We start from the raw sequence: 20,802 nt of genomic DNA, 5'->3' as shown, positions 1-20,802 counted from the left end.
CAGCCAGTCTACTGTGGCCGCGAGGGACTGGCTTCTCCTGCCAGCGGGCTGCGGTCCGCTGCCTGATTTTCCGCCATCGGGCTTTGGGCTGCCCGGTTCAGCCGCGAGGCCAGCGTCCGGGCGTAGTCCTTGAATTCCTCCGGGGCGAGGATCTCGAAGTCCATGTCCAGCGCAGCCAGGTGGGCCGCGGGCGCGGCCAGGCTGTCCCAGCCGGCGCGCAGGATGGTGGCGCTGCCGCCGTCGTCGCTCAGGGCGGCAAGCTGCGGACCGACGACGGCGGCCACCTCCGCGATGGGCGCATGCAGGCGGACAACCACGTCGAAACGGTACGGCGAGCGGGTGATGGAGCGCTGGACGTATTCGGCCAGGTCCTTGTCAGGGAGCGGCCTGGGCACGTATTTCCTGCGCTCCGACGGCAGGGAGACGATGCGGTCGGCACGGAAGGTCCGCCAGTCTTCCCGGTCCACGTCCCAGGCCACGAGGTACCAGCGCCGGCCGGTATCCACGAGCCGGTAGGGTTCCACCAGCCGGCGGCCGGACCCGCCGTCGGACTTCACGTAGTCGAAACTGAGCTGCCGTTTGTCCGCGATGGCGGCCGAGACCACCGTGAGCTGCTGAGGATCGACTGCTGCCGCGTTGCTGGGCAGGGTGATGACCGCGGCCTTGAGCATCGCAAACCGGGGCCGCAGGCGTGCGGGGAGGACCTGCTCCAGTTTGGCCAGGGCTCGCACCGAGGCTTCGCCGATGCCGGCCACGGGGCCCGCTGCAACGGAGTTGAGGCCCAGGGCAACGGCCAGGGCCTCGTTGTCATCGAGCAGAAGCGGTGGCAGCTGTGCCCCGGCGCCAAGCTGGTAGCCGCCGGCGATACCGGGGGACGCGTGGATGGGATAGCCGAGATGGCGCAATTTGTCGATGTCCCGGCGGACGGTCCGCTCGGTGACGTCCAGCCGCTCCGCCAGTGCCGGGCCGGTCCATTCGCGCCTGAGCTGGAGGAGCGACAGGAGCTGGAGGAGCCTGGCGGAGGTCTGGATCATGGCTTGAATCTAAACCATGACGAGGACGATAAGTGTCCGCAATGCTGCCGGACGGGGACGGTACTCCTGGGCCGGAGGCGCCCGGATCAGTAGATCCGGGGGCTCCAGTAGGCGGTGCTGGGAGCGTCCAGGGTGCTCCAGGGGTGCTCGGACGTGACCGGCGGGGTGTGGCCGCGGCCATCCCGGAGCAAGGCCGAGACCGTGGCGGCGATGATGGTGACCAGGACGATGAACACTACGATTCCGAAGATTTCCATGGCTCAATCCTCGTCCCGGCGCTCTCCAAGAAACAGTGGCAGAAACGACCCATTTAGACAATTTTCTGCCACACTGGAGATATGTTGAAAACAGTGGCGGTGATCGTTGTCCCCAACTTCTCGATCTTCGAATTCGGGACGGCATATGAGGTTTTCGGAATCGACCGCTCGGAGCGCGGCAGCAGCGTTCCGGCGTTCGATTTCCGTGTCTGCGCACCGGAACCGGGGGACATCCGGATGAAATCCGGCCTCTCGATGCACGTGAATCTCGGGCTTGAGGCGGCGGCAGACGCGGACCTGGTCATCATGACCCCGTACGGGCGCGACGAGGAGGTCCCCGAATCCGTGATGGACACGCTCCGGGCCGCCCATGCCCGCGGCGCCTGGGTCATGTCCATCTGCTCCGGCGCATATGCTCTGGCACGCGCCGGGCTGCTGGACGGGCGGCGCTGCACCACCCACTGGCACTACTCCCAGGACCTTGCCAGCCGCTATCCGGCGGTCAAGGTGGATGAAAATGTCCTCTATGTCCAGGACGGGACCATCATCACCAGTGCCGGAACCGCCGCCGGGATCGACGCAAGCCTGCACCTGGTGCGGGTTGAGCTCGGCGCGAATGTCGCTGCCGCGATCGCCCGGGACATGGTGGTCCCGCCACACCGGGACGGCGGCCAGGCCCAGTTCATCGACCGGCCCATGCCGCGCTGTGGTTCGGCCCCGATGGAGGAACTGCTGCGCTGGATGGTGGAAAACCTGGATCAGGACCACAGTGTCAATGAACTCGCGGCGCGGCTCCACATGTCCGCCCGCACCTTTGCCCGCCGGTTCCGGGCGGAGACCGGGGCCACGCCGGCGGCCTGGCTCAACTCCCAACGGGTACTCCGGGCGCAGGAACTGCTGGAAACCACGGAACTGAACATTGACGAGGTGGCGCGGGAAGCGGGGTTCGGCCACTCGGTGCTGCTGCGCCATCACTTCACCAAGGTCCTGGACACAAGCCCACAGTCCTACCGCAGGGCCTTCCGGGGCCAGCTGGCCGAGGCGTTCTAGCGGCGCAGCGACTCCTGGCCCTCGGTCTTCGCGTTCTCCACGAGGACCTGCCAGGGTCCCGTGACTGCCTTTTCGGGCAGCGTCGCGCGCCGCTGCCCGGCCCGGATGGCGTACATGAACCGGTCGGGTTCGTTGGTGGCCGCCCGGGCATCGGCATTGTCCCAGGGGCACGCGTCCACGATCGGCATCCACCGGCGTTTGTCGTCGGTAGTGACGGCCTCGACCGTCCAGATCCGTGTGAGGGCGGCAATCCCGCCGCTGCGTCTGACCGTGATCTTCATGGTGACGGCTTCCGTGATGCGCTGTTCCTGCTGCTAGAGCTTTACCTTCACAGTCTCCCACGCCTTCAGGACGGCGTCATGCTCTGCGGAACCGTCCCCGAAAAGCTCCTTGGCAGAGCTTGCCGTCGCCTTCGCGAAGCGGCCGAAGGTGCACGTGGCCGGCAGGGAGCCGCCCGTGAGGGTCCCGTACCAGATCTGCCCCGGCGCCTCCCAGGCGTTGCCGCCAAGGGCGGAAGCCACCAGATGGAAGGCGCGGTTGGGGATGCCGGAGTTGATGTGCACGCCCCCGTTGTCGGCGCTGGTCCGGACGTAGCCGTCCATGGAATCCGGCTGCGGATCCTTGCCCAGGACGTCGTCGTCATACGCCGTGCCCGGCGCCTTCAGCGACCGCAGGGCGGCCCCCTGGACCTGCTCGGTGAACAGGCCTTCGCCGATGAGCCAGCTTGCCTGCTCCACGGACTCCTGCTTGAGGAACTGCTCCACGAGCACCCCGAAGACATCGGACATGGACTCGTTCAGCGCGCCGGCCTGGTTGCGGTAGACAAGGCCAGCCGTGTACTGGGTGACACCGTGGGCGAGCTCGTGGCCGATCACGCTCAAGGACTTGGTGAACCGCTGGAAGATCTGGCCGTCTCCGTCGCCGAAAACCATCTGCTTGCCGTCCCAGAAGGCATTGTCGTAGAGCTTGCCGAAATGCACGGTCGCGTCCAGGGGAAGCCCGGCGCCGTCGATCGAATTCCGCCCGAAGACCTCGGCATACAGCCGGTGCGTGCTCCCCAGGCCCTCGTAGGCCTCGTCCGCGCCCACATCGCCGGTGGCTGCCTCGCCTTCCTTGCGGACGAGCTTCCCCGGCAGGCTCTCGGCCATGCCGGCGTCGTAGATGGTCCGTTTGGGCGGCCCGGGCTTGGCCTGCCGGATGCCGGGCGGAGTGGCCGGCGCGGGAAGGGCGCGTGCGGCCTGCAGGCTCCTGATATGAAGCAGGGATTCCTTGGCCGCGCGGGCAACCGCCCGGAGTCGCGGTTCATCCTGGGCTGCGAGCTTCCGCAGCATGTAAGGCGGGACGATGGAACAGATCACGGCAAACCCCTTCGTAGCTCCTGGCCGCTGTCCAGGGACAGCTGCGCCGCAGGGGTGGAGACAACCCCTGCGCCGCCAAGTACAGCCAGCTTAAGAGCGGGGTCCGACATTCGGGCGGGCCGGCCCCGGCATGTCCGGAAGCGGCGCAAGTGATAGCGGACCGCCGGGTCAACAAAAAACACCCCGCCAGCTGTGCTGGCGGGGTGTTGCTTGTGCCCTCGATAGGATTCGAACCTACGGCCTTCTGCTCCGGAGGCAGACGCTCTATCCCCTGAGCTACGAGGGCATCCGGGGATCCCTCCGTTGCCGGTGGGACGTCCTAGAGCTTAGCAGCCACGGGCCGCAATGAAAAACCGCGTCAGTACCCGGCAAAAGAGTCGACCCGGACCCTGCGGGCGCCCGCGCCCCGGGCGGCTGCCCGCAGCGAATCAACGCTGGCCGGAGACCCGGAAACGTACACGTCCCGCGTGGAAATATCCGGAACCAGCCGCTTCAGGGAGCCGGCGTCGATGCGTTCCTTGCCGGCGTCGTGCATGAACGCCGGGGGAGTGGAACCGTCCGACAGCCGTGCGATCACGCGGGCGCCCGAGGCCTCCAGCTCCTCGAGTCCGGCAAGCTCGGCCCGGCTCGGGGCGAGGTAGAGCAGCACCGTGTCCCTGGTGCGGCCGGCCCCGGCGGCAAGCTGGGACAGGAACGGCGTGATCCCGATGCCGGCCGCGATCAGCAGTACCGGCCTGCCGGCGTCGCGGGGCAACAGGAAGTCCCCGCCCACCGCGGTGCCGCGGACAACGTCGCCGGGCTGCAGCGCAAGCAGGACCTTCTTGGCCGTGGATACGGGTTCCGCGGTACCGACGCCGAAAGTCAGTTCCGGTGAATCCGGCGCGCTCGTGATGCTGAAGACCCGGCGCCGGCCGCGCCCGTCCGAGCCCCCATGCGGCAGGTTCAGTTCCATGAACTGGCCCGGCGCGAAGCGCACCGGGCGCTTGGGTTCGAAGCGGAACTCGGTGTTCCCCGGACTCAGGGCCCGGGTGCCCCTGAAGGCCAGCAGCACCCCGCCGCGCTGGCCGAGCAGGAAGGCGATTGCGTTTCCCGCAAGCAGCGCCAGTTCCGGCGAATTGGCCACGAACCCCAGGTTGTAGGGCACCGCGAAAACAACACCGACGACGGCGGCCAGCGCCAGCTGCTGCCAGCGGCGCGGCGGCAGGGTGAGCGGCTCGGAGAGCATGAAGCCGACGAAGAACAGCAGCGGCCTCTGCGCGAGCGGCTGCCACAATGACTCGGCGAACGTCGAGCCGTGGTTCAGCAGCTCGACGCAGACGATGCTGGTCGCCACCACCATGAAGACCGAGGCCATGAGCAGTTTCCGGGTGCGGTACAGGACCAGAAGGACGCCCGGGACCACCGCCCACAGCATGGCCGGGGTCGCGGCCCACCAGGTGGCGATGTTCAGGCCGGTCAGCCCGGTGATGAAGGCGCCGCAGGCCGCCGGGTTGAAGATGTGCCGTTCGCGGAAGGCCAAGGCGTATTTGGAGACGGTGGCCAGGACGCAGGCAAGGGCAACGCCGGCCATGTCGAGGGCCGCGAAGCTCGGCCAGAAGAGGAAGTAGAGCAGCAGGCCGGTGATCAGGGAGGACTCGGAGTGCGGCTTGACCCGGAAGAGCGGTGCCAGCAGCCGGTTGGACCCGTACGTCAGGCCCAGGCACAGGCCCAGGTGGACCAGCATCTGCGGCAGGCCGAAGGTCAGCCAGCCCAGCACGTTGAGCACCAGGCTGAAGACCATCAGTACTGCAAGGACCCAGAGGATCAGGCGGTACATCGTGAAGCGGCCCAGCCAGGTGTCCACACGCGATTTCAAGGCGTTCATGAGAACAGTGTCCCTTCAAAGGCGGAGGAAATCCGTGCACCGCCGTCGGAAAATACGGCGAGCCAGGAAAAACTGAACTCGCGCTCCAGTGCGGAGGCCTCCACCATGAAGAGGGCGGTGGCCAGGGCATCGGCCTCGAGGGCTGTGGCTGCCATGGTCCAGGTGGCCACGACCGTCTGGATGGGCCGGCCCGTGGTCCCGTCGAGGACATGGTGCAGCCCGTCCCCCCAGGCCCGCCGGTTGGCGGCGGAGGCGCACAGGGCGGCGTTGTCCAGGAGCACGGTGCCGATCGCCTCGGTGGGGTCATAGGGGTGTTCCAGGGCCACCGTCACGGGCCGCGATCCCGAATGCAGCATGTCGCCGCTGCCGTCCACCAGGAAGTCATCCAGCCCGGCGGCGCGGAGGACCCCGGCCAGCAGGTCCACCAACTGTCCCTTGCCGGCCGCACCGATGTCCAGGACAAGCGGCGCGGAAGCCGTGAGGGTGGGGCCGTCCCATTCCAGGACGTCTTCCCAGCGCGGAGGTGCGGCCGGGTCCCCCTGCGGCTGCAGGGCGTAGTCCGGGCCGTAGCCAAGGCGCTCCAGGCTGCTGCCGATCAGCGGGGTCATGGCACCGCCGCTGAGCCGGTACAGGGTGGCGAACACCGAGTGGAGTGCTGCGGCGTGCTCCGGCAGGCGGATGCTGCCGGGCTCCCGGCCCAGTGCGGCCACGATCGAATCGTTCCGGAACCGGGAATACGTCCGGTCGTATTCCTCCACGGTGTCCAACACTCGGCGCCGGATCTCCGGACCCAGCGGGTCCGGCGTCGAGATTTCCCAGCGGGTCCCGATCCCTTCGAAACGGAAAGCGCTCCAGCCCGGGTGCGGCATCGGCCCTACTTGGCTTGGGACTTGATCTGTTCCACGGCCTGCTTGAAGCCGCCGCTGGTCAGCGAGGAGCCAGCCACCTTGGAAACGTTCAGATCATCGAGCTTCTTGCCCACGATCTGTGCCGCAATGCCGTCCTTGAACTCGGTCTGGAACTTCCTGGTGTTCGGGTTGGACGGGTGGACGGTGATGTTCACGGCGGACACCGTGCCGCCGGAGAGTGTGAGCTCCACGCCCACGGTTTCCTGCCCGTTCGGCGAGGTGTACGTGCCATCGGCGCTGTAGCTGCCGTCCTTGTAGCCGGCCGCAGTGGCCGCAGTGGAGGACCCGGTGGAAGTTGCGGTGGAAGAAGCTGTTGAGCTGGCCTGGCCGGTGGCCGCCGGCGCGGGAGTGGACTGCGCCGATGGCGCGCAGCCGGCTACGGTGCCTACCAGGGACAGGCCTGCGATACCGGCGTAGATGCTCTTGCGAAGTGGCGTAGTCATGGTTCTGCTCGTTTCAGCTGGACAAGATGGGTTTGGGATGGCCGTCATCAGGCCACTCCTATGTGTTCATAACGTCCTAATCAGCGTACTGGTTCACTCTGTGCGTTGATGGGCGCTTTCCTGTGCGTTGCCTGTGCGTGGGCGGGGAGCCGGCCGTGCGTGTCACGGAAGCAAGGATTCCGCGGCTTTTGCAGGCCCCCGGTAGGCTAGATGCGTGACTCCCGAAGAACTCTCTGCTGCCATATCCGCTTGCCTCAAGGACGCCGTCGCCGCGGGCGAAATCGCCCTGACGGAATCTGCTGTACCCGATGAGGTGCGAGTGGAGCGACCGAAGAACCGGGACCACGGCGACTGGGCCACCAACATCGCCCTGCAGCTGGCCAAGCCGGCCGGCACCAACCCGCGCGAATTCGCCAACATCCTCAGCACCCGGCTCAAGTCGATCTCCGGCGTGACCGGCGTGGACATCGCCGGCCCCGGCTTCCTCAACATCACGGTGGACGCCGCCACCGCCGGTGCGCTGGCGAAGGCCATCGTGGAAGCCGGCCCCGCCTACGGCACCAACACAGCGCTCGCAGGCCACGTCATCAACATGGAGTTCGTCTCGGCCAACCCCACGGGACCGCTGCACATCGGCCACACCCGCTGGGCTGCCCTGGGCGACGCGATTGCCCGCGTGCTGCGCGCCTCCGGTGCCGACGTCACGGCCGAGTACTACATCAACGACGCCGGCTCGCAGATGAATGTCTTCGCCAACTCGGTGCTCTCCCGCCTCCACGGCCGCGGCGTCCCCGAGGGCGGCTACCCGGGCCAGTACATCGTGGAACTCGGCGACGAGGTCCTCAAGGCCCACCCGGGCATCCGCGAACTCACTGACGAGGCCGCCCTGCCCGTGATCCGGGCCGCCGCCTACGAGGCCCAGATGGCCGACATCCAGGACACCCTGGCCGATTTCGGCGTGGCGTTCGACGTCTACTTCTCCGAAAAGGAACTGCACGACGCCGGTGCGATCGAATCCGCCGTGGCGCGCCTTCGCGAGCAGGGCCACGTGTTCGACGACGGCGGTGCCGTCTGGCTGCGCACCACGGACTTCGGCGACGACAAAGACCGCGTCATGATCCGCGCCAACGGCGAACCCACGTACTTCGCCGCCGACGCCGCCTACTACCTGTCCAAGAAGGACCGCGGCTTCATCGAGAAGATCTACCTCCTCGGCGCCGACCACCATGGCTACATCAACCGCCTCAAGGCCATTGCCGCCTGCGCGGGTGATGACCCCGAGGCCAACATCGAAGTCCTCATCGGCCAGCTCGTCTCCGTCAACGGGGCCAAGCTGTCCAAGCGTGCCGGCAACATCATCGAGCTCAAGGACCTCATCTCCTGGCTCGGCAAGGACGCAGTCCGCTACTCGCTGGCCCGCTTCCCTGCCGACTCCCCGCTGACGCTGGACCCCGAGCTGCTGAAGAAGAACAGCAACGAGAACCCGGTGTTCTACGTCCAGTACGCCCACGCGCGCTCCCGCGGCACCGCCCGCAACGCGGCCGAGGCCGGCGTCGAGCGCTCCGTCAACGGCCAGGATGCCTTCGACGCCTCCCTGCTGGACCACGCCACGGAAAACGAACTGCTGTCCTACCTGGGCAGCTACCCGTCGATCGTGGCCAAGGCCGCCGAGCTGCGCGAGCCGCACCGTGTGGCCCGCCACCTTGAGGTCATCGCCGGGGCCTACCACCGCTGGTACGACGCCTGCCGCGTCTCGCCGCAGGGTGAAGAGCCTGTCCAGGACGTCAACCGCACGCGTCTCTGGCTCAATGACGCCACCAGCCAGGTGCTGGCCAACGGACTCGGACTGCTGGGCGTTTCCGCGCCGGAACGGATGTAAGGACCATGACTGCACACGCCGCTGCCTCCCCGCTGGCCCCCGAATGGCTCGCGGTGCCCGCGGACCTGAATGCGCTTCACGCCCCGATGTGGGCCGGGGATGTCCGGAAGAACGACGCCGGCGAGCTCGCCATTGACGGGGTTGCCGTCAGCGAGCTCAAGGCACAGTTCGGCACCCCGCTCTTCGTGATGAGCGAATCGGACTTCCGTGCCCGTGCCCGTGCGTTCAAGGACGCCTTCGATGCCGCCTTCGCCGACATCTGCGGGGGAGTGGACGTCTACTACGCGGGCAAGTCCTTCCTGTGCACCGCGGTGGCCAGCTGGGTGGCCGAGGAAGGCCTCCGGCTGGACACCTGCTCCGGCGGCGAGCTCGCAGTCGCGGCCCGCGCCGGCATCAAGGGTGAAAACCTGGGCCTGCACGGCAACAACAAGTCCGACGCCGAGATCAACCGGGCCCTGGACATGAAGCTTGGGCGGATCGTGGTGGACAGCCTCGACGAGCTGGAGCGGGTCGCCAAGATCGCCTCGGACCGCGGTGAAACCGCCAAGGTCATGCTGCGACTGACCCCGGGCGTCCACGCCCACACGCACGAGTTCATCGCCACGGCCCACGAGGACCAGAAGTTCGGCCTCTCCATGGCCGGGGACTCCACCGAGGAAGCGGGCCTCTCCGCGGCCGAGGAGGCCGTGGCCGCGGCCACGTCGTACCCCGGCGTGGAGCTGCTGGGCCTGCACTGCCACATCGGTTCCCAGATCTTCGAGGCGGACGGTTTCGCCCTGGCGGCCGAAAAGCTCCTGACGTTCCATGCCGCGATGCAGTCCAAGTACTCCATCGCCATGCCCGAGCTGGACCTGGGCGGCGGCTACGGCATCGCGTACACCCCGGTGGACACCCCGCGCCCCGCAGCCGAAATCGCGCAGGCGATGGCCGCCGTCGTGCGTTCCACGTGTGCCGGGCTGGGCATCGTGTCTCCGCGCATCTCGATCGAACCCGGCCGGGCCATTGTGGGCAGTTCAACGTTCACCCTGTACGAGGTCGGCACGCTGAAAACCGTGCGCGTGGACGCGCCCGCCGAGCTTGAAGGACAGGAAGACGTTACGTTTCCGCGTCGTTATGTGTCGGTGGACGGCGGCATGAGCGACAACGCCCGCCCGGTGCTCTATGACGCGGATTATTCGGCAATTCTGGCCTCCAGGGAGTCCGCGGCGGCCCCGCAGCTGTCCCGAGTAGTGGGCAAACATTGCGAGAGCGGCGACATAGTTGTTAGAGATGTATATCTGCCCGAGGACGTGGCAGCCGGTGATTTGCTCGCAGTACCGGGTACCGGCGCCTACTGCTGGGCCCTCTCAAGCAACTACAACTATCTGGCCCGGCCCGGCGTTGTCGCTGTGCGCGACGGATCTGCCCGGCTGATCGTCCGCGGGGAAACCGAAGAAGATCTTTTGAACCGCGACATGGGAGTCTGAATGACTGAAGTGCGAACCCTGAAGGTGGCCCTGCTGGGCTGTGGCAACGTGGGGGCCCAGGTCGCTCGGATTCTCATTGATGACGCCGACGCCCTCGCCGCCCGCAGCGGCGCGCGCCTGGAACTCGCCGGCATCGCCGTGCGCAACATTGATTCCCCGCGCGACGTCGAACTGCCGCGTGAGCTGTTCACCACCGACGCCGATACCCTGGTCAAGGACGCGGACCTGGTCATCGAGCTCATGGGCGGCATCGAGCCGGCCCGTTCGCTGATCCTGACCGCCATCCAGAACGGCGCCTGCGTTGTCACCGGCAACAAGGCACTGCTTGCCCAGGACGGCCCCACCCTTTACGAAGAGGCCGACAAGGCGGGCGTGCAGCTCTCCTACGAGGCCGCCGTTGCCGGCGCCATCCCCATCCTGCGCCCCATCCGCGACAGCCTCTCCGGCGACCGCATCACCCGGGTGCTGGGCATCGTGAACGGCACCACCAACTTCATCCTGGACCAGATGGACAGCACCGGCGCCCAGTTTGCCGACGCCCTGGCCGAAGCCCAGCGCCTCGGCTACGCGGAAGCGGACCCCACCGCCGACGTCGAAGGCCACGACGCCGCAGCCAAGGCCGCCATCCTGGCCTCGCTGTCCTTCCACACCCGCTTCTCGCTGGACGACGTCTACTGCGAGGGCATCGCCAAGGTCAGCGCCGCCGACATCGCCTCCGCCAAGGAAGCCGGCTTTGTCATCAAGCTGCTCGCCATCGCGGAAAAGATCGTGGACGCCGACGGCGGAGAGGGCATTTCCGTGCGCGTCCACCCGACACTCCTGCCGCGCGAACACCCGCTGGCAGCCGTGCGCGGCGCGTTCAACGCCGTCTTCATCGAGGCCGAAAACGCAGGCGAACTGATGTTCTACGGCCAGGGTGCCGGCGGAACCCCGACGGCATCGGCCGTGCTTGGCGACCTCGTTTCCGCGGCCCGCCGCCTGGTCCTGGGCGGCCCCGGCCGCACGGAGACCACCACCGGCCACGTGCCGGCACTGCCGATCGATGCCTCGAACACGAGCTACTACATCGGCCTCGATGTTGCCGACCAGGCCGGTGTGCTGGCGCGCATCGCCCACCTCTTTGCGGAGAACGGCGTCTCCATCGAAATCATGCGGCAGACCATCCACCGGGATGCCGCCTCCAACGTCGAGTCTGCGGAACTGAAGATCGTCACGCACCGTGCATCCGAAGCCGCACTCGCAGCAACCGTCGAGGCCGTCAAGGGCCTGGACGTCATCAATTCTGTGACATCCGTACTGCGGGTAGAAGGGGTCTAAGTGGCTCACCAATGGCGCGGAGTAATCCGCGAATACGCTGATCGTTTGCCTGTTACGGAAGCCACGAAGGTCATCACCCTCGGCGAGGGCGGCACTCCCCTCGTGCATGCCCGGAAGCTCTCCGAGCTGACCGGTTCCACGGTCTACCTCAAGGTCGAAGGCATGAACCCCACGGGCTCCTTCAAGGACCGCGGCATGACCATGGCCATGACCGCCGCTGTGGAAGCCGGCGCCAAAGCAGTGGTGTGCGCCTCCACCGGCAACACCTCCGCCTCCGCCGCCGCCTACGCCACGGCTGCCGGCCTCAAATGCGCCGTGCTGGTCCCGGAAGGCAAGATCTCCATGGGCAAGCTGAGCCAGGCGATCGCCCACGGCGCCACGCTGCTGCAGGTTGACGGCAACTTCGACAACTGCCTGGACATCGCCCGCAAGCTCGGCGAGTCCTACCCCGTGTTCCTGGTGAACTCGGTCAACCCGGCCCGTATCCAGGGCCAGAAGACCGGCGCTTTCGAGATCGTGGACTCCCTGGGCGACGCCCCGGACATCCACGTGCTCCCGGTCGGCAACGCGGGCAACATCAGCGCGTACTGGAAGGGCTACAAGGAATACTCCGCGCCCTTCGAATCCGCAACGGCCGGCACGCTGCCCGCGGTCTCCACCAAGACCCCCATCATGTGGGGCTTCCAGGCCGCCGGTGCGGCACCCTTCGTGGCGGGCCACCCCATCACGGAACCGGACACCATCGCCACGGCCATCCGGATCGGCAACCCGGCCTCCTGGGACACCGCCATCGCAGCACGCGATGAATCCGGTGGACTCATCGAAGCAGTGACGGACGAGGAAATCCTCGACGCCCACCGCTGGCTGTCCGCCAAGGAAGGCGTCTTCGTCGAGCCCGGCTCCGCCGCCGGCGTCGCGGGCCTCATCAAGAAGCACGCCGCAGGCGAGGTTCCCTCCGGCAAGACGATCGTCATCACCGTGACCGGCCACGGCCTGAAGGACCCGCAGTGGGCCCTCCGCACCCAGGACGGCAGCGATGTGCAGCCGGTCAAGGTGCCGAACGACGTCGTCACCGTGGCCGCGGAACTGGGACTGGAAGAAAACTAAGAGTGGAAACAACGCAGCCCACCGCGACTGATCGTGAACTTGTCGCGGCAGGCCAGCGGCTCACCGTCAGGGTCCCTGGTACAAGCGCCAACCTGGGCCCCGGCTATGACAGCCTGGGCCTGGCCCTGTCGATCTACGACACCCTGACGGTGGAAACGCTCAGCACCGGAGAGCTCGAATTCGAGCTCTCCGGTGAGGGCGCCGACACCCTTCCCCGCGACGGCAGCCACCTGGTGGTCCGTGCCATTGAGCTGGCGCTCGAGCGCCTCGGTTTCCGGCACAACGGCCTGAAGATCATCGCGGACAACGTCAACCCGCACGGGCGTGGCCTGGGCTCCTCGGCGTCTGCCGTTGTTGCCGCCGTGACCGCCGCGAACGCCCTGGTGCCCGCGGAATCCCGGCAGGACCGTGACTGGATCCTGCAGCTGACCAGCGAAATGGAAGGCCACCCGGACAACGTCGCTCCCGCGATCTTCGGCGGACTGGCGCTGTCATGGCAGGACAGCGAGCAGTACAGCAGCACGCGTGCCGATGTGGCGGCGTCGGTCATTCCAGTCGTCGCCGTACCCGACTACGAACTGTCCACTGAAACCGCGCGGGGCCTGCTGCCGGCGTCCGTGGGCCACCACGCGGCCGCCATGAACTCCGGGCGGGCCGCCCTGCTGATCCACGCGCTGACCACGCAGCCGGAATACCTGCTGCCGGGCACGGAGGACTACCTGCACCAGAGCTACCGTGCAGCGGCCATGCGTCCCAGCGCCGAGCTGATCGCAGCCCTGCGCGCGGCCGGCCACGCGGCCGTCGTCTCCGGCGCCGGCCCCACGGTCATGGTCCTTGCTAACGGCGAGGCCGAGGCCGCACGGGTCACCGCACTGATCGAAGCTTTCACCACAGAAAACACCCCCGGTGTTGGCTGGCGTGTGATGACGCTGGCAGTGGACGTTGAAGGTGCTACAGTGGAACTGCACCGGCGGTAAAGCCGCGGGCAGTTCCCAGCACCGGATTCCGGCTTGATTGCCGTACCTGTGATTAACTGCGCCGAAGTCTGGCGGTGCCGTCTCCTTCCGGCCTGTTTCAGGTGCCGCAGATCAATCTCTGTTCCCTGAACCGTCAGCCGGCTGTCCGGTGAGACCGGAGCCAGTGAAGACGCATCTTTATCCGGCCCTGCTGGCCGAAATCCATCCGGCAAGGCCGAAAATCCCGGTTGCAGATCTGAACTGCAGCCCAGAACAAATCATCGCGTCCAGCTCTTGCTCTGGACGCCGTCGAGGGGGAAGGATCCTTCGTGACAGAAACCACTGAGCTGTCTTCAGCTGTGGACACAACAACTTCTGCTGCCGAGTCGTCAACGGCTGCACCCACCAAGAGCAGCGGCCTTGCCGGCCTTAAGCTTGCACAGCTGCAGGCTCTTGCCAGCCAGCTGGGTATTTCGGGTGGGTCCCGCATGCGAAAGGGTGATCTGGTCACAGCCATTTCCGCCCACCGTGCCGGTTCGACTACCGCCAAGGCTCCGGCCAGGGCAACCGCCAGCAAGGCTCCGGCCGCTGCCGTTGCCGCGGAGACTGCCCCTGCCGCCGCAGCCGTCGAGGCTCCGGCGCAGGAAGGCACCCGTGGCCGCGGCCGCGGACGCAGCCGCCGCGCCACCAGCGACGGCGTCGTGGCCGCTCCTGCAGCCGAAGTTGTCGAAGCAGCTCCGGCAGCTGCCGCCGCCATCGAGGCCCCTGCCGCTGAAGCCGGCGAGGCAGCCGGCGAACGCCGCCAGCCCCGCACCCGCAACCGCCGCCGCGGCGAAGCCGCTGCAGCACCCGCAGAGGCCGGCGAAGGCCAGCCCGCTGAGCAGCGCGAACAGCGTGCGGAGCAGCAGCCCCGTGAGCAGCGCACGGAACAGCGCGAACAGCGTGCGGAGCAGCAGCCTCGTGAGCAGCGCACGGAACAGCGTGAGCAGCGTGCGGAGCAGCAGCCTCGTGAGCAGCGCACGGAACAGCGCGAGCAGGCTGCCGATGCCAACGAGCGCCGTGACACCACGCGCACACGCCGCAACCGCCGCGACCGCAATGACCAGCAGGACAACCGCCGCGGCCCGCAGGACAACCGCGACGGCAACACCCGCAGCGACCGCTTCCGCGACCGCAACGAGCGCCGCCGCGGCCGCGCCCAGGGTCCCGACGTCGACGACGTCGAGGTCACCGAGGACGACGTCCTGCTGCCCGTTGCCGGCATCCTGGACGTGCTGGAGAACTACGCGTTCATCCGCACCTCCGGCTACCTGCCCGGTGCAAACGACGTCTACGTGTCCCTCGCCCAGGTCAAGAAGTACAACCTGCGCAAGGGCGACGCCGTCGTCGGTGCAATCCGCGCCCCGCGTGAAGGCGAAGACCGCAGCCAGCAGTCCGCCCGCCAGAAGTTCAACGCACTCGTCCGCGTCACCTCGGTCAACGGCAAGACGCAGGAAGAGCTGAAGGACCGCGTCGAGTTCGCCAAGCTGGTTCCGCTGTACCCGTCCGAGCGCCTGCGCCTGGAGACGGACCCGAAGAAGATCGGCCCCCGTGTCATCGACCTCGTTGCCCCGATCGGCAAGGGCCAGCGTGGCCTGATCGTCTCCCCGCCCAAGGCCGGCAAGACGCTCATCCTGCAGTCCATCGCGAACGCGATCACCACCAACAACCCTGAGGTCCACCTTATGATGGTGCTGGTCGACGAACGTCCCGAAGAAGTCACGGACATGCAGCGCACCGTCAAGGGCGAGGTCATTGCCTCCACCTTCGACCGTCCCGCAGACGACCACACCACCGTGGCCGAGCTCTCCATCGAACGCGCCAAGCGCCTCGTGGAAATGGGCATGGACGTGGTGGTCCTCCTGGACTCCATGACCCGCCTGGGCCGTGCCTACAACCTGGCAGCACCGGCCTCCGGCCGCATCCTGTCCGGTGGTGTCGATTCCGCCGCGCTGTACCCGCCGAAGCGCTTCTTCGGTGCGGCCCGCAACATCGAAAACGGTGGCTCGCTCACCATCCTGGCAACCGCCCTCGTGGAGACCGGTTCCAAGATGGACGAGGTCATCTTCGAAGAGTTCAAGGGCACCGGCAACATGGAGCTCCGCCTGTCCCGCCAATTGGCGGACAAGCGCATCTTCCCGGCAGTGGACGTCAACGCGTCCGGCACCCGCCGCGAGGAAAACCTGCTTTCTCCCGAGGAAGTCAAGATCATGTGGAAGCTGCGCCGCGTCCTTTCCGGCCTGGAGCAGCAGCAGAGCCTTGAGCTGCTGACCAACAAGATCCGGGAGACCCAGAGCAACGTCGAGTTCCTCATGCAGGTTCAGAAGACGACGCTCGGAGCGAAGTCGGACCTCGACAAGTAGCTGTCCTTACCGCTCAAAGCATGCCGGCCCCCGCGGCATGCTTTGAGCGGTTTGTCGTTAACTCCCAATCGTTGTAACTAGACTTGATGGCAAGTCGAAAGAGGTTTGAAAATGTTTGAGTCCGTACAGGGATTGCTGGATGAGCACGCGGCCCTCCAGGCGCAGCTGAGTGATCCCGCTGTTTATGCCGACCAGTCGCTGGCCCGCAAGCTGGGGCGCCGTTCTGCCCAGCTGCAGGGCATCGTGGAGGCGTACAACCGCTGGCACGGGCTCACCGAAGACCTGGAGGCAGCCAAGGAAATGGCCGCCGAGGACCCGGACTTTGGCGCTGAAGTGGCCGAGATCGAGGAGAAGCTCCCCGCCGCACAGGAAAAGCTGCGCCGCCTCCTGATCCCGCGCGACCCGGACGACGCCCGCAACGTCATCCTGGAAGTCAAGGGCGGCGAAGGCGGCGACGAAGCTGCGCTGTTCGCCGGCGACCTGCTGCGCATGTACACGCGCTACGCCGAATCCCGCGGCTGGAAGACCGAACTCATTTCCGCCACGGAATCCGACCTGGGCGGCTACAAGGACGTCCAGATGGCCGTCAAGGGCAGCTCGAACGATCCCGCCGAGGGCGTTTACGCGCGGCTCAAGTTCGAAGGCGGCGTGCACCGCGTGCAGCGCGTCCCCGTCACCGAATCCCAGGGCCGCATCCACACTTCCGCCGCCGGCGTGCTGGTGCTCCCCGAGGTTGACGAGCCCGAAGAGCTCGAGATCAACCAGAACGACCTCAAGATCGACGTCTACCGCTCCTCGGGACCCGGTGGCCAGTCCGTCAACACCACCGACTCCGCCGTCCGCATCACCCACCTGCCCACGGGCATCGTGGTGGCCATGCAGAACGAGAAGTCCCAGCTGCAGAACCGTGAAGCAGGCATGCGCGTGCTCCGTGCCCGCATCCTGGCGCACCAGCAGGAGCAGATCGACGCCGAGAACTCGGCCCAGCGCAAGTCGCAGATCCGCACGATGGATCGTTCGGAGCGCATCCGCACATACAACTTCCCGGAAAACCGCATCGCCGACCACCGCACCGGCTACAAGGCCTACAACCTTGACGCCGTCATGAACGGCGACCTCGAACCGGTGATCCAGTCGGCCATTGAGATGGACGAGCAGTCCCGCCTGGACGCCCTCGGCGAGTAACGGCCGGCGGACTCCTTCATGACGTTTTACCCAGGGCAGAGCCTTGCGGACGCGGTCCGCGAGGCTACTGCCGTTTTGTCCGACGCCGGCGTCCCCACCCCGCGCGTGGACGCCGAACTGCTCGCCGAGCACCTGCTGGGATGCGGCCTGGGACGGCTCCGGGTCATGCTGCTGGGCGATTCCGCGGCCCCGGAAGGCTATGGCGACCTCGTTGCCGAACGCGCCGGCAGGATTCCCCTGCAGCACATCACCGGAGTGGCCTACTTCAGGTACCTTGAGCTGCGCGTCGGCCCAGGCGTGTTCATTCCCCGGCCGGAAACCGAATCCGTGGTCCAGCTGGTCATCGACCACCTCGCAGGCATGCCGCATCCCAAAGTGGTGGACCTGGGCACCGGCTCGGGCGCCATCGCGGGCTCCCTCGCCCACGAGATCCCCGGGGCCGAGGTCCACGCAGTGGAGTACAGTGCTTTTGCGCACGCCTGGGCCGCGAAGAACCTGGAACCGCTGGGCGTCAAGCTCATCCAGGGCGATCTCCGCGACGCCCTGCCCGAGCACAACGGAACCTTCGACGCCGTCGTCTCCAATCCGCCCTACATCCCGGCGGAAGCCATCCCGAACGAACCCGAGGTGGCCTTGCATGATCCGCCGGAAGCCTTGTACGGCGGGGGAGCGGACGGCATGGAACTCCCGACGGCGGCAGCGGCCTCCGCTGCCCGCCTGCTGAAGCCCGGCGGCTACTTTGTCATGGAGCACGCTGAGGTCCAGGCGGCCTGGATTGCCGGAATGATGGAGCGGACCGGACTGTGGACCGGAATCACGACGCATTTCGACCTGAACGGCAAGGAACGCGCCACCAGCGCCACACTGGCACGGTCCGGTCCCGGGGAATGAAAGAATAACGCTGTGACCACTACCTACAACTGCACTTCCGAGGATCTCCGCGCCCAAGGGCTGGAGCACGCCCAGCGCGCCATCAGCGAGAAGAAGTGCATCGTCATGCCCACGGACACGGTGTACGGCATTGCCGCCGACGCCTTCTCGCCGCTTGCCGTCACCCTGCTGCTGGCTTCCAAAGGCCGCAGCCGCCAGATGCCGCCGCCGGTGCTGATTCCCAGGATCAATGCCCTTGACGGCCTGGCCACGGATGTCCCCGTCGGCGCACGGGCACTGGCCGAGGCCTTCTGGCCGGGCGGCCTCACCTTGATCCTGCACGCCCAGCCGTCCTTGGACTGGGACCTTGGTGAAACAAAAGGCACCGTCGCCCTGCGCATGCCCGATGACGACGTGGCCCTTGAACTGCTGGCCCTGACCGGCCCGCTGGCCGTTTCCTCGGCCAACCGGACGGGCCAGCCTGCCGCGCAGACCGCCTCGGAAGCCCGGGTCCAGCTCGCCGAGTCCGTGGAGGTCTATCTTGAAGGCGGCTTCCGCCCCCTGGAAGGGACCGAATCCGTGGCCTCCACCATCGTGGACGCCACCTCCGAACCCTTCCGCGTGGTGCGCGAGGGTGCCGTTTCCCTGGAACGCCTGCGCGGAGTGGTGCCCGGCATCCTCGGACTCGGCGAGCTTGCCCCGGAACCGGAGCCTGCGCCCGTCGACGAGGCCGCAAGCGAGCCCGAAACCGTGGCTGAAACTGCTCCCGAAGTTGAGGCCGCCGAGGCTGATGCCGTCGCAGCAGGAGACGCCGGAACGGCCGAAGCACCCGCCACCAAGGCCTCCGGCACCACCGAGGCCGCTTCCGCATGATCCCCGTCCGCCAGCGCGTCCCTGTCCTCGACGTCGACGCGACTCCGCTGCGCGTGGATGAGCTGATCGCCGTCCTCGAGGGCTTCGTTGCCGAGGGCCGCACCAGGACCGTGCTGGGCCACAACCTGCACAGCGTCACGCTTTTCCATTCCAGCGCCGGGTTCCGTGCCCTGTACGAGGGAAGCGATGTAGTGCTGCTGGACGGCGCCCCCGTGGCGATGCTCTGGGGCCGGGTCCATAAACGTGGTCCGCAGGCGCTGGGCGATGGCCCCATGGAGTACCGGCTTGGCTCCACCGACTGGGTTCCGGCCCTCGGCGGTGTCCAAGGCCTGGAGCGGATTGCCGTCATCGGTGCCGGGGCGGATGCGAACGCCAAGGCCGTTGAGCGGCTCCGCGGCATCGTGCCGGGCGCCGAGGTGGTGGGCATGCCGGGCGAAGGCTGGGACGGCGGCGTGGAAGACCGCGCCGTGGCGTGGCTGCAGGGCTTCCGGCCGCAGCTGGTGCTCCTGGGCCTGGGAATGCCCCTGCAGGAATCGGTGCTCAGCCGACGGCTGGACACCCTCCCCCCTGCCGTCTACTGCGCCGTGGGCGGAGCCATTGAACAGATCGCCGGCATCCAGAAACTCGCGCCCCGCTGGCTGGGCCGCCTGGGGCTGGAATGGGCCTGGCGCCTGGTCCTGCACCCGGGCCGGGTTGCCTACCGGGTTTTCATTGAGCCGTGGAAACTTGCGGGCCTCCTGCTTCGCCGCAGGATCGTCCGCCGCCGCTAGGACGTCTGCTCGGCGCCTGGCTTCTGCCCGGCCGCTAGAACTTCTGGTCCTTGAGCGGACCGAATCCCTTGCCGCGGAGGCCGGCGGAAAAGGCACCGAACCATTCTGCCAGGCCCTTGAAGTCGCCGCGCGGCAGGAAGTAGCCCAGGTAGCCGCCCACGTCCGCCACCAGCGACTTCCCGCGGCGGTACCGGCGGATCAGGTAGCCGCGGTTGCGGTAGTAGAAGTGGCGCTTGAAGGCGTTGCCCGGAACGATGACGTGCCAGCGCGCACCGAAGACGTGCTTGGTCTCGTCGAAGGCATGGGGGTGCGTGATCGCGGCCGTGGTCACCGTACCGAAGCGGATTCCGGCCTTGCGCAGGCGGATGGTGAAGTCCACCTCGTCACCGCGGATGAACAGGCGCATGTCAGGGACGCCCACCTTGAAGAAGACGTCCGAACGGATCAGGGCGCCATTGAAGAAGTGGCCGTTATTCTCGAGGAATCCGGCCTTTTCGACCTCGGCGCGCTCATGGCTTACCTTGCCGTCGATCCGGAAAAAGAAGGAAAGCTTGTCCGGTTCGCCGGGAGCAAGGACCAGCGGCAGGACGGCTTCAAGGCCGCGCGCCTCGGCCTCGCGGAGCAGCGTGGCAAGGCACTCCGGATCGGTGGGCTCGGCGTCGTCGTCCATGATCCAGATCCATTCGGCGCCACTGGCGACGGCCTTGAGGATGGCCAGGGCAAAGCCTCCGGCGCCGCCCAGATTGGCCTCTGAGCGGACGTAGTCCACATTCGCGTGTGCCGTGGCGACGTCCTTGGCAGGCGTGGTGCCGCTGTCCACCAGGCAGATCGTGTCCACCGCCGCAGTCTGGGCGTTCACCTTCTCCAGGAGGACGGCCAGCTCGTGCGGACGGTCGAAGGTCACGGCAGCAAGAGCGACCGACATTGCCATGTGGGGGTTCCTTCCGGGAGGGCGGGGAGAGGACTTCCGGCTCGCCCTGGCGCGCGTGGCACGGAGCAGGGCTGCCGTTGGCGCTAGTATTTTGACTGAGTCCAACTGTAGTACAGCAATATTCGGCGGTGC

General features: G+C 67.2%; 19 protein-coding genes and 1 tRNA gene. 11 read left to right on the top strand and 9 right to left on the bottom strand.

Annotated features, from left to right (window positions below; translation table 11 throughout):
• Positions 1–8: 8 nt before the first annotated feature.
• Both NVV90_RS13480 and NVV90_RS13475 read right to left on the bottom strand, forming a co-directional pair.
• Positions 9–1,034 (bottom strand): YafY family protein, encoded by a 1,026-nt coding sequence (locus tag NVV90_RS13480; RefSeq protein ID WP_258437783.1) that lies wholly within the window; start codon positions 1,032–1,034, stop codon positions 9–11.
• A gap of 86 nt (positions 1,035–1,120) precedes the next feature.
• Complete coding sequence (locus tag NVV90_RS13475; RefSeq protein WP_258437781.1) at positions 1,121–1,291, bottom strand: hypothetical protein; 171 nt, start codon at positions 1,289–1,291, stop codon at positions 1,121–1,123.
• Between the two features lie 81 nt (positions 1,292–1,372).
• Between NVV90_RS13475 and NVV90_RS13470 the strand changes: the two genes are divergently transcribed.
• Positions 1,373–2,341, top strand: a complete 969-nt coding sequence (locus NVV90_RS13470) for a GlxA family transcriptional regulator (RefSeq protein ID WP_258437780.1) — start codon at positions 1,373–1,375, stop codon at positions 2,339–2,341.
• On the opposite strand, the gene NVV90_RS13465 is transcribed toward NVV90_RS13470, so the two are convergent.
• From NVV90_RS13465 to NVV90_RS13440, 6 genes are all read right to left on the bottom strand, one after another.
• Entirely contained in the window at positions 2,338–2,622 is a 285-nt protein-coding gene (locus NVV90_RS13465; RefSeq protein ID WP_258437779.1) for a protealysin inhibitor emfourin, read from the bottom strand. The genes NVV90_RS13470 and NVV90_RS13465 overlap by 4 nt on opposite strands.
• A gap of 33 nt (positions 2,623–2,655) precedes the next feature.
• Complete coding sequence (locus tag NVV90_RS13460) at positions 2,656–3,672, bottom strand: M4 family metallopeptidase (protein WP_258441173.1); 1,017 nt, start codon at positions 3,670–3,672, stop codon at positions 2,656–2,658.
• A 240-nt stretch (positions 3,673–3,912) separates the two neighbouring features.
• Positions 3,913–3,985, bottom strand: a tRNA-Arg gene (locus NVV90_RS13455).
• Between the two features lie 72 nt (positions 3,986–4,057).
• A complete protein-coding gene (locus tag NVV90_RS13450; RefSeq protein WP_258437778.1) occupies positions 4,058–5,563 on the bottom strand; it encodes an FAD-dependent oxidoreductase in 1,506 nt (501 codons plus the stop codon).
• Positions 5,560–6,432 (bottom strand): FAD:protein FMN transferase, encoded by an 873-nt coding sequence (locus NVV90_RS13445; RefSeq protein ID WP_258437777.1) that lies wholly within the window; start codon positions 6,430–6,432, stop codon positions 5,560–5,562. Before NVV90_RS13445 ends, NVV90_RS13450 begins: the two co-directional genes overlap by 4 nt.
• A gap of 5 nt (positions 6,433–6,437) precedes the next feature.
• Positions 6,438–6,914 carry a hypothetical protein gene (locus NVV90_RS13440; RefSeq protein ID WP_258437776.1) on the bottom strand — a complete coding sequence of 159 codons (477 nt, stop codon included), beginning with the start codon at positions 6,912–6,914 and terminating at the stop codon, positions 6,438–6,440.
• Between the two features lie 214 nt (positions 6,915–7,128).
• Here NVV90_RS13440 and argS point away from each other — a divergent pair, with 214 nt between their 5' ends.
• The 10 genes from argS (at position 7,129) to NVV90_RS13390 (ending at position 19,739) form a co-directional block, all read left to right on the top strand.
• Positions 7,129–8,793, top strand: a complete 1,665-nt coding sequence (argS, locus tag NVV90_RS13435) for an arginine--tRNA ligase (protein WP_258437775.1) — start codon at positions 7,129–7,131, stop codon at positions 8,791–8,793.
• Between the two features lie 5 nt (positions 8,794–8,798).
• Complete coding sequence (gene lysA, locus NVV90_RS13430; protein ID WP_258437774.1) at positions 8,799–10,259, top strand: diaminopimelate decarboxylase; 1,461 nt, start codon at positions 8,799–8,801, stop codon at positions 10,257–10,259.
• The gene (locus NVV90_RS13425; protein WP_258437773.1) at positions 10,260–11,576 is read left to right on the top strand and encodes a homoserine dehydrogenase; all 1,317 of its coding nucleotides are present in this window, start codon (positions 10,260–10,262) and stop codon (positions 11,574–11,576) included.
• A complete protein-coding gene (gene thrC, locus NVV90_RS13420; protein WP_207614730.1) occupies positions 11,577–12,683 on the top strand; it encodes a threonine synthase in 1,107 nt (368 codons plus the stop codon).
• Between the two features lie 2 nt (positions 12,684–12,685).
• Positions 12,686–13,660, top strand: coding sequence for a homoserine kinase (gene thrB, locus NVV90_RS13415; RefSeq protein ID WP_258437771.1), 975 nt, complete (start codon positions 12,686–12,688; stop codon positions 13,658–13,660).
• A gap of 308 nt (positions 13,661–13,968) precedes the next feature.
• A complete protein-coding gene (rho, locus tag NVV90_RS13410; RefSeq protein ID WP_258437770.1) occupies positions 13,969–16,041 on the top strand; it encodes a transcription termination factor Rho in 2,073 nt (690 codons plus the stop codon).
• A gap of 111 nt (positions 16,042–16,152) precedes the next feature.
• Positions 16,153–17,226, top strand: a complete 1,074-nt coding sequence (gene prfA, locus NVV90_RS13405) for a peptide chain release factor 1 (protein WP_258437769.1) — start codon at positions 16,153–16,155, stop codon at positions 17,224–17,226.
• 18 nt (positions 17,227–17,244) lie between these two features.
• Complete coding sequence (prmC, locus tag NVV90_RS13400; RefSeq protein ID WP_258437767.1) at positions 17,245–18,117, top strand: peptide chain release factor N(5)-glutamine methyltransferase; 873 nt, start codon at positions 17,245–17,247, stop codon at positions 18,115–18,117.
• Between the two features lie 12 nt (positions 18,118–18,129).
• Positions 18,130–18,969 (top strand): L-threonylcarbamoyladenylate synthase, encoded by an 840-nt coding sequence (locus NVV90_RS13395; protein ID WP_258437766.1) that lies wholly within the window; start codon positions 18,130–18,132, stop codon positions 18,967–18,969.
• Positions 18,966–19,739, top strand: a complete 774-nt coding sequence (locus NVV90_RS13390) for a WecB/TagA/CpsF family glycosyltransferase (protein WP_258437765.1) — start codon at positions 18,966–18,968, stop codon at positions 19,737–19,739. Before NVV90_RS13395 ends, NVV90_RS13390 begins: the two co-directional genes overlap by 4 nt.
• A gap of 34 nt (positions 19,740–19,773) precedes the next feature.
• On the opposite strand, the gene NVV90_RS13385 is transcribed toward NVV90_RS13390, so the two are convergent.
• Positions 19,774–20,670: a glycosyltransferase gene (locus NVV90_RS13385; protein ID WP_258437764.1), complete on the bottom strand. Its 897-nt coding sequence runs from the start codon at positions 20,668–20,670 to the stop codon at positions 19,774–19,776.
• Positions 20,671–20,802 lie beyond the last annotated feature (132 nt).

Origin of the sequence: Arthrobacter sp. CJ23 (genome assembly GCF_024741795.1) — a bacterium.
Lineage (GTDB): Bacteria > Actinomycetota > Actinomycetes > Actinomycetales > Micrococcaceae > Arthrobacter.
The sequence above is the reverse complement of the archived record's forward strand: the minus strand, read 5'-3'. Positions and strand labels throughout refer to the sequence as shown.

What these genes read in the sequence shown, in the direction of transcription:
- NVV90_RS13460 (WP_258441173.1), bottom strand. Translation starts at nt 3,672, where the DNA reads ATGCTGCGGAAGCTCGCAGCCCAGGATGAACCGCGACTCCGGGCGGTT.
- prfA (WP_258437769.1), top strand. Translation starts at nt 16,153, where the DNA reads ATGTTTGAGTCCGTACAGGGATTGCTGGATGAGCACGCGGCCCTCCAG.
- NVV90_RS13385 (WP_258437764.1), bottom strand. Translation starts at nt 20,670, where the DNA reads ATGGCAATGTCGGTCGCTCTTGCTGCCGTGACCTTCGACCGTCCGCAC.
- NVV90_RS13440 (WP_258437776.1), bottom strand. Translation starts at nt 6,914, where the DNA reads ATGACTACGCCACTTCGCAAGAGCATCTACGCCGGTATCGCAGGCCTG.
- NVV90_RS13445 (WP_258437777.1), bottom strand. Translation starts at nt 6,432, where the DNA reads ATGCCGCACCCGGGCTGGAGCGCTTTCCGTTTCGAAGGGATCGGGACC.
- NVV90_RS13425 (WP_258437773.1), top strand. Translation starts at nt 10,260, where the DNA reads ATGACTGAAGTGCGAACCCTGAAGGTGGCCCTGCTGGGCTGTGGCAAC.
- NVV90_RS13390 (WP_258437765.1), top strand. Translation starts at nt 18,966, where the DNA reads ATGATCCCCGTCCGCCAGCGCGTCCCTGTCCTCGACGTCGACGCGACT.
- NVV90_RS13465 (WP_258437779.1), bottom strand. Translation starts at nt 2,622, where the DNA reads ATGAAGATCACGGTCAGACGCAGCGGCGGGATTGCCGCCCTCACACGG.
- lysA (WP_258437774.1), top strand. Translation starts at nt 8,799, where the DNA reads ATGACTGCACACGCCGCTGCCTCCCCGCTGGCCCCCGAATGGCTCGCG.
- NVV90_RS13470 (WP_258437780.1), top strand. Translation starts at nt 1,373, where the DNA reads ATGTTGAAAACAGTGGCGGTGATCGTTGTCCCCAACTTCTCGATCTTC.
- NVV90_RS13480 (WP_258437783.1), bottom strand. Translation starts at nt 1,034, where the DNA reads ATGATCCAGACCTCCGCCAGGCTCCTCCAGCTCCTGTCGCTCCTCCAG.
- NVV90_RS13450 (WP_258437778.1), bottom strand. Translation starts at nt 5,563, where the DNA reads ATGAACGCCTTGAAATCGCGTGTGGACACCTGGCTGGGCCGCTTCACG.
- prmC (WP_258437767.1), top strand. Translation starts at nt 17,245, where the DNA reads ATGACGTTTTACCCAGGGCAGAGCCTTGCGGACGCGGTCCGCGAGGCT.
- NVV90_RS13475 (WP_258437781.1), bottom strand. Translation starts at nt 1,291, where the DNA reads ATGGAAATCTTCGGAATCGTAGTGTTCATCGTCCTGGTCACCATCATC.